Raw genomic sequence first — 14,790 nt, forward strand, 5'->3', positions numbered from 1 at the left:
ATGCAGATGAGCGCGTGGTATGGCCTCGCGGCACCATCGCTTACTGCCCGGGCGACGATAAAGAAAGCGAACTGACTCAGGTCCAGTCGGTCAGCGCCAGAACGTCGGCGCCCCTGTCGAGAATCGCGGCCCGCTGCAGCAAGTCGCCAGGTTCACAGAGCGCAACACAAGTGCCGGCCAGGGTCATCCTTGCCTGAGCAGTTGCGCGCAGGCTTGCCGCTTCCTGGCGCAGGGCCTTGATGCCGGCCGAGACGGTCCAGCGAGTCCTTCTCCCACTGCCAGCGCCGGGTAGCGACGCGTCGTTCGTGGCCATGGGAGAAGCGAGAGCTTGATGCATATTGACCTTCAAATATTGCTATGCCTCGTTCTGCTTGGCGGTATCTAGCGAACGKGCGTTCTTTTTAGTTTTGGCAAACATGCCGGAGTCTGGCTCGCCAGTAGCGGCGATGAATTCGCCGATGCTACTGCGGTAACCGCTCGCGTATTTAACGGGACCTTGATGACAATTTGGAGTCAGGCGAGTGCCGAAAAAGACGGATATCAGTGGGGCGCGGGTTAACCTTAGCGCTGTGTCATGACAACTTGCCCGCCACCTGCCATGCCATGGGTGGTGAGGGTCACAATGGTCAAGAGATGAGCAGGAAAAATCCGTTTAATTCGCGGATTAGGAACTCTCAATTCTGCATGGGCTGGCGATATAGTCCTGCTGCCACCCGTGCCACCGGTTTCCGGCGACGCGGGTATTTTTGTGGCGAACGTGCACTGGATTTTCTTCTGGCAAGAAGCGCCTACAGGGGCAGTAAGCGAGGCAAGGGCCTTCACGCGTCAGGCCATGCCTACCTGAGCTCGCAGTACATGCATAGCGCTGAGCTTTGCGCAGCATTACTGAATTCCCGTGAGGCTTGGACTTCAGGCGGCGCTTTATCAAACGGGATGTGGCAGAAACCCCAGCGCGCGAAATAGGAGGGGGCCGATGCGGACAAGAGAAAAGCATGTCGGACTTCGGTGCCGCGGGCGCGCACGAGAAGTTTTTCTACGAGGCGGCTCGCGACGCCTCTATCTCGATAGCCGGACTCCACTGCCACGGACCGGATGACAATTGAGTGTCCACGGCGCTCCGCTGCAGCACAGCCAACGATACGACCGTCACAAAGCGCAATCTGGAAGCTGTCGAGAATCTCCGTTACGTCCTCCGTGGCTAGGCCGCATTTTGCCAGCAACGAAGTCATCGGCTCGATGTCGGCTTGGGACGCCGAACGGAGATAGACGTGGGTAAGCATGAAACAGTCTCCGGTCAGTGCTCGATGAGGCTGCCGGGCAGCTCTGGCACTTTGTTGATGCCGCGCGTCAGCACCCACTGCTGATACGATGCAACTAGTTGCGGGATGCTACCAGCTTGAACGTTCTCGTGACAAGCCCGAGGTAACTCCAATTTGTATCACTGTGTGATGTATGTGTTATCGGCGCGCGCAGGCAGGAATTTGGCAGAATTGCCGCTCTCCTGGAAGCCGCGCATCGGCACGGGCCAAGCCGAATCGCAATGGCTGGCGGGAGACCCGTATCGCGACAATGCTGACATGCTGCCGCGGCACCTTCAAGTGCCGCCATCGCGCCGCTTGTTGCCGGTCAGCATGGCGGCGATGAGATTCTCCTTGTGAGCCATGCTCATCGCGACGGCGGCAATGAGGTGTATGACGATCAGCACCATCAGGGCGTCCGCCAGCAACTCGTGCACGTCCTTCGGTCCATCCTCGCCCCAGAAGGCGTCCAGCCTCGACATCCAGCCCGTCACGGCGAGCGCGATGATGATGGCCCACATGGTGATCATCATCATCGCGCCGAGCGGGGTGTGGCTCAGATACCGGGGCGGGCGGTGTGCAATCAGTGCCTTGAGGTAGGCCAGCAGGCGGGAGGGCGTGGGCAGCCACGCGGAAAACCTGGCAGGCTCGCTGCCGATGAAACCCCACAGGATCCGGAACAGGACCAGCCCGGCGGCAACATAGCCCACGGCGCGGTGCGACGGGCCGCCGGAGTCCTCGACCAGGTCCCGCAGCACAAGCGCGGCCACGCTCCAGTGCGTCAGGCGCACGGCAATATCCCAAACGCGAATCGACGCAGCGCCGGTCATCATGGCGTGCACGTCTGAGACTGCCGTTACTTCTCGATTTCAGATTTCACGACATCGAGGGTCTTGGTGTCATAGTAGATCTCGGCCTTCTTGCCTTCCTTCGTCGTGCCGTAGATCTCGTAGCAGTTTCCGTCCACCTTGAACTTTTTGATGGTGTAGCCCTGGGCTTCGATCCTGGCCCTGGCGTCGGCTTCTTTCATCCATTCGGCCTTGGGATGGGCGACGCACTTGGCACCAGCGATTGCTCCCGTTGAGAACACGCCAGCGAGCAGGAACAGGCAAATACGCTGCATGGAAGACCTCCGCTTAGTCATATGTGACTGCGAAGCATAGACAAGCAGGTAACGATTCGCAATACGGATTTGCCCCTGCCGCCGCGCGGGCAGCGTATCGGTTTCAGGGGGACTGATCGGCTTGCGCTAGAATGGCTAATGCAGGCCAGGATGGCGCGGCGCCATTCCGGCGTGCGCGGCACATGGCGCATGTGCGTGCAAGCACCGATGTGGTGCGCCGGCGCCGGCCAGGCAACGCCGCAGTAGCCCAAGTTTCCCGCAGCGCTTCGCCTGCCCCATTTTTGAATTCACATGCAGCTCGACGATACCAACCCGCAAAACTCCTTCCTGAACACAACGCGCAAAGAGCGCAAGCGTGTGCAGGTGTACCTGGTCAGCGGCATCCGGCTCGTCGGCTCGATCGAGTCATTCGACGCCTTCGTGGTGATGCTGAGCACACCTGGCGGCATGCAGACCATCTACAAGCGAGCCATATCGACCATCCAGCTGGACACCGGCACGCGGCCGCCAGGCGGCGGTGGCGGTGGCGGCGCGCGTGCGCCAGGCAGCGGGCCGCGCATGCCGGGCGTTGGTCCGCGCACGCCACGCGTGACGTCCGRCGGCAATACCCAGGCGCCCCTTGTGGTGACGCGGAAGCGTCGCTCCATGGCGCCCGGCGGCACAAACGAATAGGGTTGCCACGCTGCCGCGAAGTCCGTTTTTGCCGGATGCGTTGTTGATCGCCGCGAATTGCTGCGTCAGATAGCTGCGGGTCGAGTTCGTCCTCGCCATGATCGGATCGAGTGGCTCGAACCCGATCCGACAGCGATGATTCGCCTGGCTCATCCGGCAGCACGTGCTGGCGATGGTCACATCCCGGCCTCTTCACGCTCTTCACGATCTTCCCGGGCGACTCGCTCGCAATCGTCAGTTCGTCAGCGCCCCGGCGGGATTGCCGGGGCCTGGTCAAACTGTGGAACCGCCCTCCGTCAGTTGCCGATGCCGAGCAACTCCACTTCAAAGTTCAGCGTGGCATTCGGCGGGATCGTCCCCGGCACGCCGCGCGCGCCATAGGCGGTCGGGCCCGGGCAGACCAGCTTGGCCTTGCCGCCGACCTGCATCTTCTGCACGCCTTCGGTCCAGCAGGGGATGACGCGGTTCAGCGGGAACGAGATCGGCTGGCCGCGCTTGTACGAGCTATCGAACTCGGTGCCGTCGGTCAGCGTGCCGCGGTAGTGCACCTTTACCGTGTCCGACGCCTTCGGCGTGGCGCCGGTGCCCTTGACGATTTGCTCGATGGACATGCCGGACGGCAGGGTTTCCACGGCCGGAGCGGCTGCGTGGGCGACGGAGGCCATTCCCAGGGCGGCAAGTAGCAGGGCAATTTTCTTCATGTGTCAGTTTGCAGAGTGGTGGGGGTGAAGTCCGGGCCGGCAAGGCCGGCCGGAAACCACCATCTTAAACCGGGATGACCATCGCAAGCCGCAACCGGGCTGAACCCAGGGGGCCGGGCGCGATGGCGCCAGCGCCGCCAGACGCCGTTGCGAAGCATGGACTCCCCGATGGCCAGACTCAACCGGGCAATGCGCCGGAGGCACCGGCATATCCGGTTGAACAGGGGCCGCCTCCGGCCTCCGCGGCTTGGCGGAGCCTGTACGCATCAAGGCATCACGGGCGGGCGGTAAGGCAGCGTCGAAGCAAATGCCCAGAGCATGAACAGCACAAGCGGCGTGTGAACCAGCAGCTGGGTGAAGGTAAAGCCCACCACGTCCTTGGCCCGGATCCCCAGCACGCCGAGCAGCGGCAGCATCCAGAACGGGTTGATCAGGTTGGGCAGCGCCTCCGCGGCGTTATACACCTGCACCGCCCAGCCCAGGTGGACCTGCAGCGCGTTTGCCGCCTGCATCACGTAGGRCGCTTCGATAACCCATTTGCCACCGCCCGACGGCACGAAGAAGCCGAGCACGGCGGAGTACGCGCCCATGACGGCGGAAAACGATTCCCTGGTGGCGACCGAGACAAAGGCCGACGCCAGGTGGTGCGAAAGGGTAGTGCCGTCTATGCCGGCAGCCTTGGTAAGGATGAATGCGATGCCGCCATACAGCGGAAACTGGATCAGCACGCCGGCGGTGGAGGGCACCGATTTGGCCACGGCGCGCAGGAAGCGCTTGGGCCGCCAGTTCAACAGCATTCCCAGCATGAGGAACAGGAAGTTGTAGGTGTTGAGATTGGAGATGGCGAGGACAGGATCCTTGGTGGTGAACTCGCGGACCAGCCATCCCGCGCCCAGCGCCACGATCAGCAAGGTCAGCAAGGGGCTGTACTCCAGCCATTCGCCGGGACGCGTGGGACGGCCGATGCCATCGCCGGCGTCATCGAGATCTACGCCCATGTCCTGCGCGGTGCGCGCGCGGTCTCCCGCCGGTGCGGAGAAATATGCCACCAGCAATGACGCAACGATCAGCACCGCCGTCATCGCCATCGACTGCCACAGGAAGATGGTCTGGGAGAAAGGGATCACGCCGGTGATATCGAGCAGGGATTTGGGCAGGCTGGCGGGATTGGCCTGCAACTGCGCGGCGGAAGAACTCAGGCCCAGCGCCCAGGTGGCCCCCATCCCCAGGTAGGCCGCCGCGCTGGCCGCGCGGTAGTCCACGCGCAGTCCGCTGCGCCTTGCGATGGCCCGCACCAGCAGTCCGCTTAGGATCAGGCTGATGGCCCAGTTGAGCAGGGAAGTCAGCAGGCTCACCAGCGCGACGAAGGCGATGGCGCCCCGCGCCGTCCTGGGCAGGGCGGCGAGCCGCCGGATCAGCAGCGAAGCAGGCGGCGAAGCCGCCACCACATACCCGGAGATGGCCACCACCGCCATCTGCATGGTGAACGGGATCAGGCTCCAGAAGCCGTCGCCAAATGCTTGCGCCACGCTTTGCGCCGGCGCGCCGGCCGCCATTGCGCCGATTGCCACGACGATCACCGCGATGGCGGCAAAGATATAGGAATCGGGGAACCAGCGCTCGGACCAGTCGGTGACCTTGACGGCCAGCCGTTCGAGTCCGCCGCGGCCTGGATGGTCCGCCGCGTCCAGCGATAGGGGGGTGCTTTTCATTGCTGTCTCCTTACATTGACATGGCTTCTGCGCTCGGCGTGGCGCCTTGCGAGCCCTTGAATCCTTCATAGGCCATGACGGCCGCCGCGAGATCTTCCAGCGCGGTGCCGACAGCCTTGAAGACGGTGATTTCCGCGTCGTCCACGCGGCCGGGATGGCGCCGCTGGCACAAGTCCGCGAGCGTGGCCCGGATGTCGGCCGCGTCGAGCACGCCGGCCTCGATCGGGTGCAGCAGGTCGCCGGCCTTGAGCACGGCCTCGCCCGTGTCGACGAAGACGGAAGCCGCATCGAAGCAACCGTCATCGGCCTCGCGCATGGCTGGCGTGAAGCCGCCGATCAGGTCCAGGTGGGTGCCGGGCCTGAGGAACGCGCGATGCACGAGGGGCGCGGTGGAGAGCGTGGCTGCGGTCACGATGTCTGCGTCTTCGCAGGCGGCGGCGATCGTCGGGACAAAGCGCGCGTCGAAGCCGTCGGCCTGCAGCCGTGCCACCAGCGCTTCGCCTTGCGGCGCATGAATGTCCCAGACGGCAACGCGCCCGATTGGCCTGACGGCGCGATAGGCATGGGGCAGCAGGCTGGCGACCCGGCCCGAGCCGAGCACCAGCATCGACGACGCATCCTTGCGGCTCAGGTACGAGGCCGCCATCGCCGACGCGGCGGCGGTGCGCCTGGACGTGATCTCGTTGCCGTCGATCATGGCCAGCGGCTTGCCGGTGCGCGCGTCGTGCAGCAGGTAGGTCGAGTACAAGCCCGGCAGGCCTTTCGCCGTGTTGCCGGGGTAGATCGTCACGGTCTTCACGCCAAGGTAGGCGCCGCCCCGCCAGGAGGGCATCAGCAGCATGGTTCCGTCCGCATCAATGGCATGGCTGTGGCGCTGCGGGACTTCGCAGCCCCGGATAAACGCCGCGCGCAGCGCGGGCACGAGATTCTCGAACGGCAGCAGGGCACGGGTGGTGTCGGAGTCCAGTATCAACATAGTGGCTTGGGTGGGGGTTGGAATAAGGCAGGCGCCGGCAATCGCGATCACGCATTCAGCACGATGTCGCTGGCCGGAACGGCCTGGCACGCCAGGCACACGCCGGCATCGTCGGGATCCTCGCCGTGCAGGTGCCGGATGCGGCCCGACACGATGGGTACCGCGCAGCTTTCGCACTGGCCGACCCGGCACCCGCTGGGCAATGCCAGGCCGAGTCTTTCGGCGAAGCCCAGCAAAGGCCCGTCCGCCGAGCGCCAGGTGCTGGACATGCCGGACCTGGCGAACACCACGTTGAACTGCTGGCCGGTCCCGGCCACCGTCCGTTCGGGGGAGCGGAACACTTCCCGGAGGATGTCGGAGCGGGGCACGCCGCGGGCAGCCAGCGCATCGGCGAAAGCGCTCATCATCGGCGCGGGGCCGCACATATAGACCAGGGGACGCTGGGCAAGCAGGCGTGCCGGGACATGGTCGGCGCTGACGCGTCCGGCTATGTCGTAGTCGACCCCGGGCACGTCGCATTCCGCCGGACGGTCGTAGAAGTCGACGACTTCCAGCCCCCGGAGGGTTTGCCGTAGTGCCCGGATGCGTGACCGGAATGCATGGGCAAGGCCATTCTGGTTCGCGTAAAGGAGCAGGATCTTCGGCGGATCGGCGAGGCTGGCCAGCGATTCGAGCAGGCAGACGAACGGCGTGATGCCGATCCCGCCGGCCAGCAGCACCAGCGGCCGCCGGGTATGCAGCGGCATGACAAAGGTGCCGGACGGCGCCCGCAGCCAGACCGTATCGCCGGCCGCAAGGCACAGGTTGATATGCGAGGAGGCGCGCCCGAATACAGTCTCGCCGGTTTCCGACACGCCCACCGCGCGGCGCACGGAGATGGAGTAGCCGCGCCGGTCCGGCACGAGGGCCGGGCCGGTGAGCGAATACGAGCGCACGATCTCCTCGCCGGCGGGCGGCATCGTCAGCCTGATCGTCACATGCTGGCCGGGCTGGAAGTCCGGCAGGCCGCCGCCATCGGCGGGTTCCAGAAATACCGACGTGACCTCGCGGGCTTCCTTCACCAGGCTGGCGACGCGGAAGGCGCGATATCCGTCCCACCTGCGCCGCCCCACATCGACGCCGGGATCGCGCTCCACGTTGCAGCGGTAGCCGCGCAGCGGCACGGAGCCGCTGACGGGGTCGATGCTGTCAGCGGCGATCAGGCCGTTGTAGTTGCTGTTGCCCTGTCCCGAGACAGCCAGCGCGGGTTGCGCAAGCGCGTCGCAGCGCTGCCACCAGCCAAACTCGCCGACCACCACGCGCGGATGCAGGCCTTCCCTGACCTTGGCGATAAACCTTGCGCTGCCGACGGCTGTGCTCACCCGGATCGCATCGCCGCTGACTATGCCGCGCGCGGCCGCCAGCGCGGCAGGGATCTCCGCTTCGGGCTGGAGCGCACGGCGCCTGAGCGAGGGCAGGCCGCGATGCTGGCTGTGGCAGTAGTAGCCGCTCTTGGCCGAGGTCAGCACGAACGGGAAGGCGTCGCCCGAAGCGTCCTCGGCATCCATAGGAGACTGGTCCGGGCGTGGCAAGGGCGGATAGCCGTGGCGCAGGAGCTGCTCGGCATATAGCTCCACCAGCCCGGTCGGCGTATTGAAGGCACGATCGCGTGGCCTGCGCGCATACTTGCGCTCCACGTCGGCGACCGGCACGCGGATGCCTTCCGGCTGCTCGCGCAACTTGCCCACCGTCAGGCCGCAAGGGGCCAGCATATGATTCCACCCCGCTTCCAGGCTGCCACCGAAGAAGGCCTCCGACATGCCCAGCCGCACAGCCAGGTCGAACACGATGTCGTTGTCCGCGCGCGATTCGCCGCGCGGCGACACCATGCGCTGGCGCAACTGCACCAGTTGTTCGGCCTCGGCGGAGATCTCGAAGCCGATGCGCAGGCCTTCTCGCTCCCATGGTGTGTTGACCGGCAGCAAGACATCGGCGTAGCGGGCGCTGGGTGTCTCAAACAGGTCGCAATGTACGTAGAAGTCCAGGCTGCGCAGGGCGCGCGCGCCGTCTTCCACGTCGGCCTGCGACAGCAGGGGATTGGTGCCAAAGGCAACCAGGGTGCGCACGGCGTAAGGTTGCGCGTGCAGGATGGCCCGATACAAGTCGCGCGCCGTGACCCATCCTTGCGCGGGCGGGCCGAGCGGCCTCGCCTCATAGCCCAGCGCCTTGCATTTTTGCTCCGGCGGCAAGAGGCCGAAGCTGCTGACGGGGTTGTACGGCGGCTTTTGATAAATGCGATTGCCGCCCTGCTTGTCGAAGCTGCCTGTCAAGGCGTAGAGGCAGGCAATCGCCCGGTCCGTCTGGGTCGCATTGTCATGCTGGCCGACGCCGGACCACGCGTGATAGGCCACGCGCTCAGCCGCGCCGAACAGGCTGGCTGCATGGCGGATCTCCGCCTCCGCCACCCAGGTGAGTGCCGCGGCAACGTCCGCCGGATAGCGGGCGCATTCGCTTGCATACAGGTCGAAGGCGGGCCGGCAGGCGAGGGTGGGGGGACCCGGCCGGTTGGCATTGCCCACTTCGAACGTCCCCCGCAGCGCGACCTGCTCGAAATCCCGCCCGGCCAGCGCCGATGACGGCCGGACTTGTCCGGCGCAGGCATCCCATACCAGGCAGGCCTCGCCATCGGCGAGCCCCACGTCGCGGCCCCGCAGCAAGCGCCCGTTGTCGTTGCGGACCAGCAAGGGGCCGTTGGTCCATTGACGCACGAAGGCGAGATCGAACGCATTCGCCTCGATCAGCAGGTTGGCGATTGCCATGGCGAGCACGGCATCCGTCCCCGGCCGCACGCGCAGCCATTGCTCCGCCTGGCCGGCCAGCGCCGTTTCCCTGGGGTCCACCACCAGCAGCTTGGCGCCGGCGGCCCTGCCGGCGCCAATCGCCTCGGCCTGCGCCAGCCAGGTGTTGGTCGGGTTATGGCCCCACAGCACGATGAGGTTGGCATTGCGGTAGTCCGCGGTCGGCATGCCGCAGCCGAAGGTGAAAGCGTGCGCGTAGTCCTTGTGCCAGTTGCAGATTTCCGTGGCGTAACAGGTGTTGGGGCTGCCGAATAGCCGGATAAACCGCTCGATCCAGTCGATGCTGTCGGACAGCGGCGTGCCGCTCGGCGTGGTGACGGCAAACGCAACCGACTCGGCGCCGCCGTCGCGCCGGGCCTGGAGCATCCGCCGCGCCACTTCGGACAGGGCCTCTTCCCACGAAATGCGTTGCCAGCCGGGATCCGCATCGGTCTTGGGGTTGGTCCGCCGCATCGGATAAAGGAGGCGGTCCGCGCTGTGGACCAGTTCCGGCGCCGATTTGCCCTTCATGCACATCGCCTTGCCCGTGGGGTGCGAGGTGTCGGGGCGGACTTCGATCAGCGCATCATTCGCCACCACGTTCACCGTGCCGCATCGTGAGCGGCACAACGTGCAGTAGCCGCGTTTGTCTTCYTTTGTCATGAGTGTCACCGCATCTTGTCTCCTGACCGGATGCTAGCTAGCATGTGGAGGTATTTCTAATTCATAATTTCGACACAGTAATATCGTAAAAATCGATGATCCCGACTTTGAAGCAAATGCAGCATTTCGTGGCCATCGCGGAGACCGGGCAGGTGTCGCGTGCCGCACTTCGCTGCCATGTGTCGCAGTCGTCGATGACGGCATCCCTGAAGGCGCTGGAGGAAGCGGTGGGCGCACAGTTGTTCACGCGCCATGCTGGCGGCGTCCGCCTGACCGACGCCGGCACGCGCTTTCTCCGGCATGCCCAGCAGATCGAGGATGCGGTGCTGGACGCGGTGGAAGCCGTGAGCGTGGCCCCGGTGGAGATCGCCGGCACGGTGCGCGTGGGTGTGACAGAGACCATCACGGCCTATGTGCTGCCCGGCTTGCTGGCGTCGATCGAGCGAAAGTTCCCCGGGCTCCGGCTGGAAGTGCTCGAGCGGGAGCGGCATGACATCGAACGCGGCGTCCTGGCCGGCGAGATCGATATTGCCTTGCTGCTGGTCTCGAACCTGCCCGGTCTCGACCACGTCGCTTGCGAAACGCTGCTGCGCTCGCCGCGGCAGCTATGGGGCCATCCCGAGCATCCGCTGATGATGGCGGACCGCATCGGCCTGGCGGACGTGGCACGGCACGACTACATCCTGCTCGACATGGACGAGCATATCGCCACCGTCGGCAAGTACTGGGGGCAATATGGCCTGGCACCGCAGGTGCGCTACCAGAGCTGCTCGATCGAGGCGGTGCGCAGCCTGGTCGCGGCCGGGCGCGGCATCGCTATCCTGTCCGATCTGGTTTACCGGCCTTGGTCGCTCGAAGGGCAGCGGATCGTGCGGCGCGCGATTGCCGACAAGGTACCGTCGATGGATGTTGGCCTGGTATGGAAACGCGAGCCCGCCACGCCAGGTAATGTGGTGGCGCTGGCCGACTACCTGCGCAGTGCGTTGAAGGGCAGGGACAAGGCGCGTGCCTGAGGGAGACGGGCAAGAGATCCGATTGATCTGCCCACCCGCGCGGGGCGCATTGCATTTTGTACATCGGAAAGCCGGACGCTRGCAAGCCTCCACAAGGCTGTTGTGCGTTGTGCGCCGACGGTCATGCGGCGCCAGTGGCACCCGGCGGCAAACTTGGCTAGAGTGGGAACCTCGTACAGCTTGCATCATGCATGAGGACATCAATGGAAGCACAGCGCCTGCAGTTCCCGGGAAGTGACGGCCAGCAACTCTCCGCGCGGCTGGACTTGCCCGTTGGCCCGGTCCGGACCTTTGCCTTGTTCGCCCATTGCTTCACATGCGGCAAGGACGTGCTGGCGGCAACGCGCATCGCGCAGGCGCTGACCGCACACGGCATCGCTGTCCTACGCTTCGATTTCACCGGTCTTGGCGGCAGCGGCGGCGACTTCGCCAATACCAATTTCTCGTCCAATGTGGCCGACTTGCTGGCGGCGGCGGACTATCTCCGGCAACATCACCGCGCGCCAGCCCTGCTGATCGGCCATAGCCTGGGCGGCGCGGCCATTCTCAGCGCCGCGCTCGGCATCCCCGAGGCCAAGGCGGTTGTCACCATTGCCGCGCCAAGCGATCCCAGCCATGTCGTCGGCCTGTTCAAGGACCAGGCTGCGCGCATCGAAGCCGACGGCGAGGCCGAGGTCAGTCTTGCCGGGCGCCCGTTCAGGATCAAGCGGCAGTTCATCGAGGATGTGGCGGAGCAGAGACTGCTCGACGGCGTGGCCAGGCTGCGCAAGGCCTTGCTGGTCATGCACGCGCCGCAGGACGATACGGTTGGCATCGACAACGCCACACAGATCTTCATCGCCGCGAAGCATCCCAAGAGCTTTGTCTCCCTGGATCGCGCCGATCACCTGCTGACGCGCAAGGAAGATGCCGTCTACGTGGCCAACACGATTGCCGCATGGAGCCAGCGCTACCTCGATATCAATGTGGAAGAGGTGCCGGCCGCCGTGGCGGAAGAGGGGCTGGTGCGCGTGGAGGAAAACCACGCCGGCAAGTACCAGCAGCGTATCACCGCCGGGCCGCATCACCTGCTTGCCGACGAGCCGGTTTCTTTCGGCGGGCTCAATGGCGGGCCGGCGCCTTACGACCTGCTGCTGGCCGCGCTTGGTGCGTGCACGGCCATGACGATGCGCATGTATGCGGAGCGCAAGGGCTTCCCGCTCGAACATGTGGCCGTGTCCCTGCGCCACGAGAAGATCCACGCGGCCGATTGCGCGGAGTGCTCGACCACCGAAGGCAAGATCGACTGGATCGAACGGGAGATCACCATGCGCGGTCCGCTGGACGAGGCCCAGCGCGCCGCATTGCTGGAAATTGCGGATAAATGCCCGGTGCACCGGACGCTGCATTCGGAGGTGATGGTGCGGACGCACGAGGCGGAGACGGCGGCCGGTTAGGCAGCGCGGGGGCGGCCCGTGCGGCCGCTCCTTTCGGCCCTCAGAGGAGGGTGGTCTCGATTCGCGATGCCGCCTTCAGGAACAGCGTCACCGGCGTACGCTCGCAGATCTCGGCGAGCCGCTTGCGTTCGGCCTCGCCCAGTTCGGCGCCGATCACCCGGACTTCACGCCGGATGAAGCGCGCCTCGTCCTTGCCCTGGAAGACGGCGGTGACTTCCACGTCCGCCACGGGCCATTGTTTGCGCTGCATATACATCTTCAGCGTGATGGCCGTGCACGATACCAGCCCGGACAGCACGAAGGCGAAGGGCGGCGGACCCTGGTCGGTGCCGCCCAGCCCGGCGGATTCGTYGCCGACGAGTGCGTGGCTGCCAGCCTGGAGGTGAACGAGGTAGTTGGCGTCGGCCGGGCCGATCCTGGCGGTGGCTTGGGAGCTTGACATGGCATTTCCAAGGGTTGCTTGAGCGGATATTACGCAGATGCGGGCGCGAGGGAAAGGACCGGGCCTGCGCAGGCGAATTCGCTTGCAGATGTAGCGCCGCCCGGACCGGCTACCCGCCGGCTAGCCCACGCCTACACTGTAAGCACAGCTTTGAGAGTCGGGGCGAGCATGAATTCAACGCAAATATTGCCGTTGCTGCTGCATTTCGATCAGTATCTCGGTCCCGCCATCGCGCAGTACGGCCTCCTGGTCTACGGCATCCTGTTCGCCATCGTGTTCTGCGAGATAGGCCTGTTGCCGCTGTTCTTCCTGCCGGGCGATCCGCTGCTGTTCATCTGCGGCGCGTTCTGCGCTTCGGGGGCGTTGAGTCTGTGGGTGCTCCTGCCGTTGCTGCTGATCGCCGCGGTCACTGGCAGCCTGCTGAACTATGCCATCGGCAAAACCATCGGGACGCGCGTGTTTGCCGGCGGCTACCGCTGGATCAACCAGGACGCGCTGCGCAAGACGCAGGCCTTCTGTCGGCGGCATGGCGGCCTGGCCCTGCTGCTGTCGCCCTTCGTCGCTGTGGTGCGTACCTTCGCGCCCTTTGTCGCGGGCGTGTCCGACATGCCGGTAGCGCACTTTGTGCTGGCGGCTGGCGCCGGTGCGGCGGTGTGGGTGATCTCGCTGCTGGCCGGCGGCTATCTCTTTGGCAATGTGCCGCTGGTGCGCGACCATATGAGCGCCATCGTGCTGCTAGGTCTCGCGCTCGGCCTGGGTTCACTGGTGGTGGCGAGTGCGTGGCGGGCGGTGCGGGGGCGGCAGGGGGCGCGGGGGTGATACTGCTGGCGGTCGGCTGCACTTCGCCTGGAACAACGATGCATCGAGTCCAGGGTGTGCGTGCCGGCAGGAAGGCGGGAGCCGTCCTACATCCTGCAAGGAGGGGACACCGGGAGGCAAGGGGCGCCGGGGGGCGCCCGTAGCGACCGGCCAGCGTATCCGCTGACGCCGGCCGGGGGCGAGGATCAAGGCGATACGCTTGCGGCGACTTGGGTGTAGGTCTTCTTGTAGGTGAGGTCCGCCATGCCGGCCGGGTAGGTGTAGTCGAACTGGCACTTCACCGCACGTCCGAACTTGGTCGACCACCAGCAGACGTCGTTCTCGCTATAGGTGGCGAAATTGACATCATTCGAGTTCGTATAGGCGACGACATAGCGGATACGCAGGGTGTCGAGGGTGCCCGCCGGCGTGCTGAGTTGTTCGAACCCTTCCACCACGGCATTCACGGCGGCCGTTTCGTGGTAGCCAAGCGCGCAGTTCAGCGTCCAGGCAGGGCTCCAGGTCTTGCCCACGTACAACGGGAAGTTGTACAGGTCACGCTTCGGCGCGTAGGTGCACTGGTTGGTGCCGGGGGGGCGCGACCGGGTCAGGCGGTTGCGGTCGCCATCCTGCGTGTAGGTCTCGACGACAGTGTTTGTTGCATCGGTGGCCACGAGCGTTGCGATGCCGTTGGCGATGACGGTGGTGGTATAGGTAAGGGGTTTCGTCACCGTGGTGCCGTTCAACAGCAGGTTGGATTCGTTGAACGTGATGGCTTCACCGACCCTGGGTGCAATGGCGGCATAGCGATGCGGCGGGACCGTGATCGTGATGGTGGCGGAATTGGCCGGGTTGCTTACGGAAACGGCCTTGAGCGTGACGGTACCGCCTTCGGGGCTCGTCAGCGCGGCTTTCCACGACTGCTCGGTGATTGCCGGTGACGAGATCGTGGTCTTGCTCGGCGTGGCGGTCCAGGTGACTGCCTGGTTGGCGTCCAGCTTCACCTCCTTGCCGGACTCCACGGTAAGGCTGGCCGACTGCCCCGCGGCAACCAAGGTCGACTTGGCGCCGTCCGATGTCGCGCCTACGGAGAGGGGACTGGCGGTGCCGCCGTCCCACCGCCGCCGCAAGCCGCCAGCA

14 protein-coding genes are annotated in these 14,790 nt (G+C 65.3%); 4 read left to right on the forward strand and 10 right to left on the reverse strand.

Annotated elements, in window-relative coordinates; all coding sequences use genetic code 11:
- Nucleotides 1–76: 76 nt before the first annotated feature.
- The 4 genes from AC1DKD_RS28950 to AC1DKD_RS28965 form a co-directional block, all read right to left on the reverse strand.
- Nucleotides 77–313 (reverse strand): hypothetical protein, encoded by a 237-nt coding sequence (locus AC1DKD_RS28950; RefSeq protein ID WP_441634816.1) that lies wholly within the window; start codon nucleotides 311–313, stop codon nucleotides 77–79.
- Between the two features lie 523 nt (nucleotides 314–836).
- Nucleotides 837–1,280: a GNAT family N-acetyltransferase gene (locus tag AC1DKD_RS28955; protein WP_441634818.1), complete on the reverse strand. Its 444-nt coding sequence runs from the start codon at nucleotides 1,278–1,280 to the stop codon at nucleotides 837–839.
- Nucleotides 1,281–1,594: 314 nt separating this feature from the next.
- Complete coding sequence (locus AC1DKD_RS28960) at nucleotides 1,595–2,131, reverse strand: cytochrome b/b6 domain-containing protein (protein WP_035871531.1); 537 nt, start codon at nucleotides 2,129–2,131, stop codon at nucleotides 1,595–1,597.
- Nucleotides 2,132–2,154: 23 nt separating this feature from the next.
- A complete protein-coding gene (locus AC1DKD_RS28965; RefSeq protein WP_276288488.1) occupies nucleotides 2,155–2,421 on the reverse strand; it encodes a PepSY domain-containing protein in 267 nt (88 codons plus the stop codon).
- A 291-nt stretch (nucleotides 2,422–2,712) separates the two neighbouring features.
- Between AC1DKD_RS28965 and hfq the strand changes: the two genes are divergently transcribed.
- Nucleotides 2,713–3,093, forward strand: coding sequence for an RNA chaperone Hfq (gene hfq / locus AC1DKD_RS28970; protein WP_477144004.1), 381 nt, complete (start codon nucleotides 2,713–2,715; stop codon nucleotides 3,091–3,093).
- A 296-nt stretch (nucleotides 3,094–3,389) separates the two neighbouring features.
- Here the strand turns inward: hfq and AC1DKD_RS28975 are convergent, their stop codons facing one another.
- The 4 genes from AC1DKD_RS28975 to AC1DKD_RS28990 form a co-directional block, all read right to left on the reverse strand.
- Complete coding sequence (locus tag AC1DKD_RS28975) at nucleotides 3,390–3,794, reverse strand: FKBP-type peptidyl-prolyl cis-trans isomerase (protein ID WP_035871523.1); 405 nt, start codon at nucleotides 3,792–3,794, stop codon at nucleotides 3,390–3,392.
- 266 nt (nucleotides 3,795–4,060) lie between these two features.
- Complete coding sequence (locus AC1DKD_RS28980) at nucleotides 4,061–5,506, reverse strand: short-chain fatty acid transporter (protein WP_477144005.1); 1,446 nt, start codon at nucleotides 5,504–5,506, stop codon at nucleotides 4,061–4,063.
- Between the two features lie 10 nt (nucleotides 5,507–5,516).
- Nucleotides 5,517–6,482, reverse strand: a complete 966-nt coding sequence (gene lhpI, locus AC1DKD_RS28985) for a bifunctional Delta(1)-pyrroline-2-carboxylate/Delta(1)-piperideine-2-carboxylate reductase (protein ID WP_441633562.1) — start codon at nucleotides 6,480–6,482, stop codon at nucleotides 5,517–5,519.
- 47 nt (nucleotides 6,483–6,529) lie between these two features.
- Nucleotides 6,530–9,961, reverse strand: a complete 3,432-nt coding sequence (locus AC1DKD_RS28990; RefSeq protein ID WP_441633617.1) for a molybdopterin-dependent oxidoreductase — start codon at nucleotides 9,959–9,961, stop codon at nucleotides 6,530–6,532.
- 95 nt (nucleotides 9,962–10,056) lie between these two features.
- On the opposite strand from AC1DKD_RS28990, the gene AC1DKD_RS28995 reads away from it, so the two are divergent.
- Together AC1DKD_RS28995 and AC1DKD_RS29000 are read left to right on the forward strand one after the other, a co-directional pair.
- Complete coding sequence (locus AC1DKD_RS28995) at nucleotides 10,057–10,974, forward strand: LysR family transcriptional regulator (protein WP_035871513.1); 918 nt, start codon at nucleotides 10,057–10,059, stop codon at nucleotides 10,972–10,974.
- A gap of 203 nt (nucleotides 10,975–11,177) precedes the next feature.
- Nucleotides 11,178–12,410 carry a bifunctional alpha/beta hydrolase/OsmC family protein gene (locus AC1DKD_RS29000; protein WP_441633564.1) on the forward strand — a complete coding sequence of 411 codons (1,233 nt, stop codon included), beginning with the start codon at nucleotides 11,178–11,180 and terminating at the stop codon, nucleotides 12,408–12,410.
- A 40-nt stretch (nucleotides 12,411–12,450) separates the two neighbouring features.
- Here AC1DKD_RS29000 and AC1DKD_RS29005 read toward each other — a convergent pair whose 3' ends face one another.
- On the reverse strand, nucleotides 12,451–12,852 hold the full coding sequence (locus AC1DKD_RS29005; protein ID WP_477144006.1) for an OsmC family protein: 402 nt from the start codon (nucleotides 12,850–12,852) through the stop codon (nucleotides 12,451–12,453).
- A gap of 168 nt (nucleotides 12,853–13,020) precedes the next feature.
- Between AC1DKD_RS29005 and AC1DKD_RS29010 the strand changes: the two genes are divergently transcribed.
- Nucleotides 13,021–13,671 carry a VTT domain-containing protein gene (locus tag AC1DKD_RS29010; protein WP_441633568.1) on the forward strand — a complete coding sequence of 217 codons (651 nt, stop codon included), beginning with the start codon at nucleotides 13,021–13,023 and terminating at the stop codon, nucleotides 13,669–13,671.
- Nucleotides 13,672–13,856: 185 nt separating this feature from the next.
- On the opposite strand, the gene AC1DKD_RS29015 is transcribed toward AC1DKD_RS29010, so the two are convergent.
- The coding region (locus AC1DKD_RS29015) for a hypothetical protein (protein ID WP_477144007.1) at nucleotides 13,857–14,790 on the reverse strand (934 nt) is incomplete at its 5' end.

Source organism: Cupriavidus sp. 05T313, assembly GCF_056396665.1.

Bases quoted from the DNA above. Each gene is read 5' to 3' on its own strand.
- AC1DKD_RS28950 (WP_441634816.1), bottom strand. From the start codon at position 313: ATGGCCACGAACGACGCGTCGCTACCCGGCGCTGGCAGTGGGAGAAGG.
- AC1DKD_RS28955 (WP_441634818.1), bottom strand. From the start codon at position 1,280: ATGCTTACCCACGTCTATCTCCGTTCGGCGTCCCAAGCCGACATCGAG.
- AC1DKD_RS28960 (WP_035871531.1), bottom strand. From the start codon at position 2,131: ATGATGACCGGCGCTGCGTCGATTCGCGTTTGGGATATTGCCGTGCGC.
- AC1DKD_RS28965 (WP_276288488.1), bottom strand. From the start codon at position 2,421: ATGCAGCGTATTTGCCTGTTCCTGCTCGCTGGCGTGTTCTCAACGGGA.
- AC1DKD_RS28975 (WP_035871523.1), bottom strand. From the start codon at position 3,794: ATGAAGAAAATTGCCCTGCTACTTGCCGCCCTGGGAATGGCCTCCGTC.
- lhpI (WP_441633562.1), bottom strand. From the start codon at position 6,482: ATGTTGATACTGGACTCCGACACCACCCGTGCCCTGCTGCCGTTCGAG.
- AC1DKD_RS28995 (WP_035871513.1), top strand. From the start codon at position 10,057: ATGATCCCGACTTTGAAGCAAATGCAGCATTTCGTGGCCATCGCGGAG.
- AC1DKD_RS29000 (WP_441633564.1), top strand. From the start codon at position 11,178: ATGGAAGCACAGCGCCTGCAGTTCCCGGGAAGTGACGGCCAGCAACTC.
- AC1DKD_RS29010 (WP_441633568.1), top strand. From the start codon at position 13,021: ATGAATTCAACGCAAATATTGCCGTTGCTGCTGCATTTCGATCAGTAT.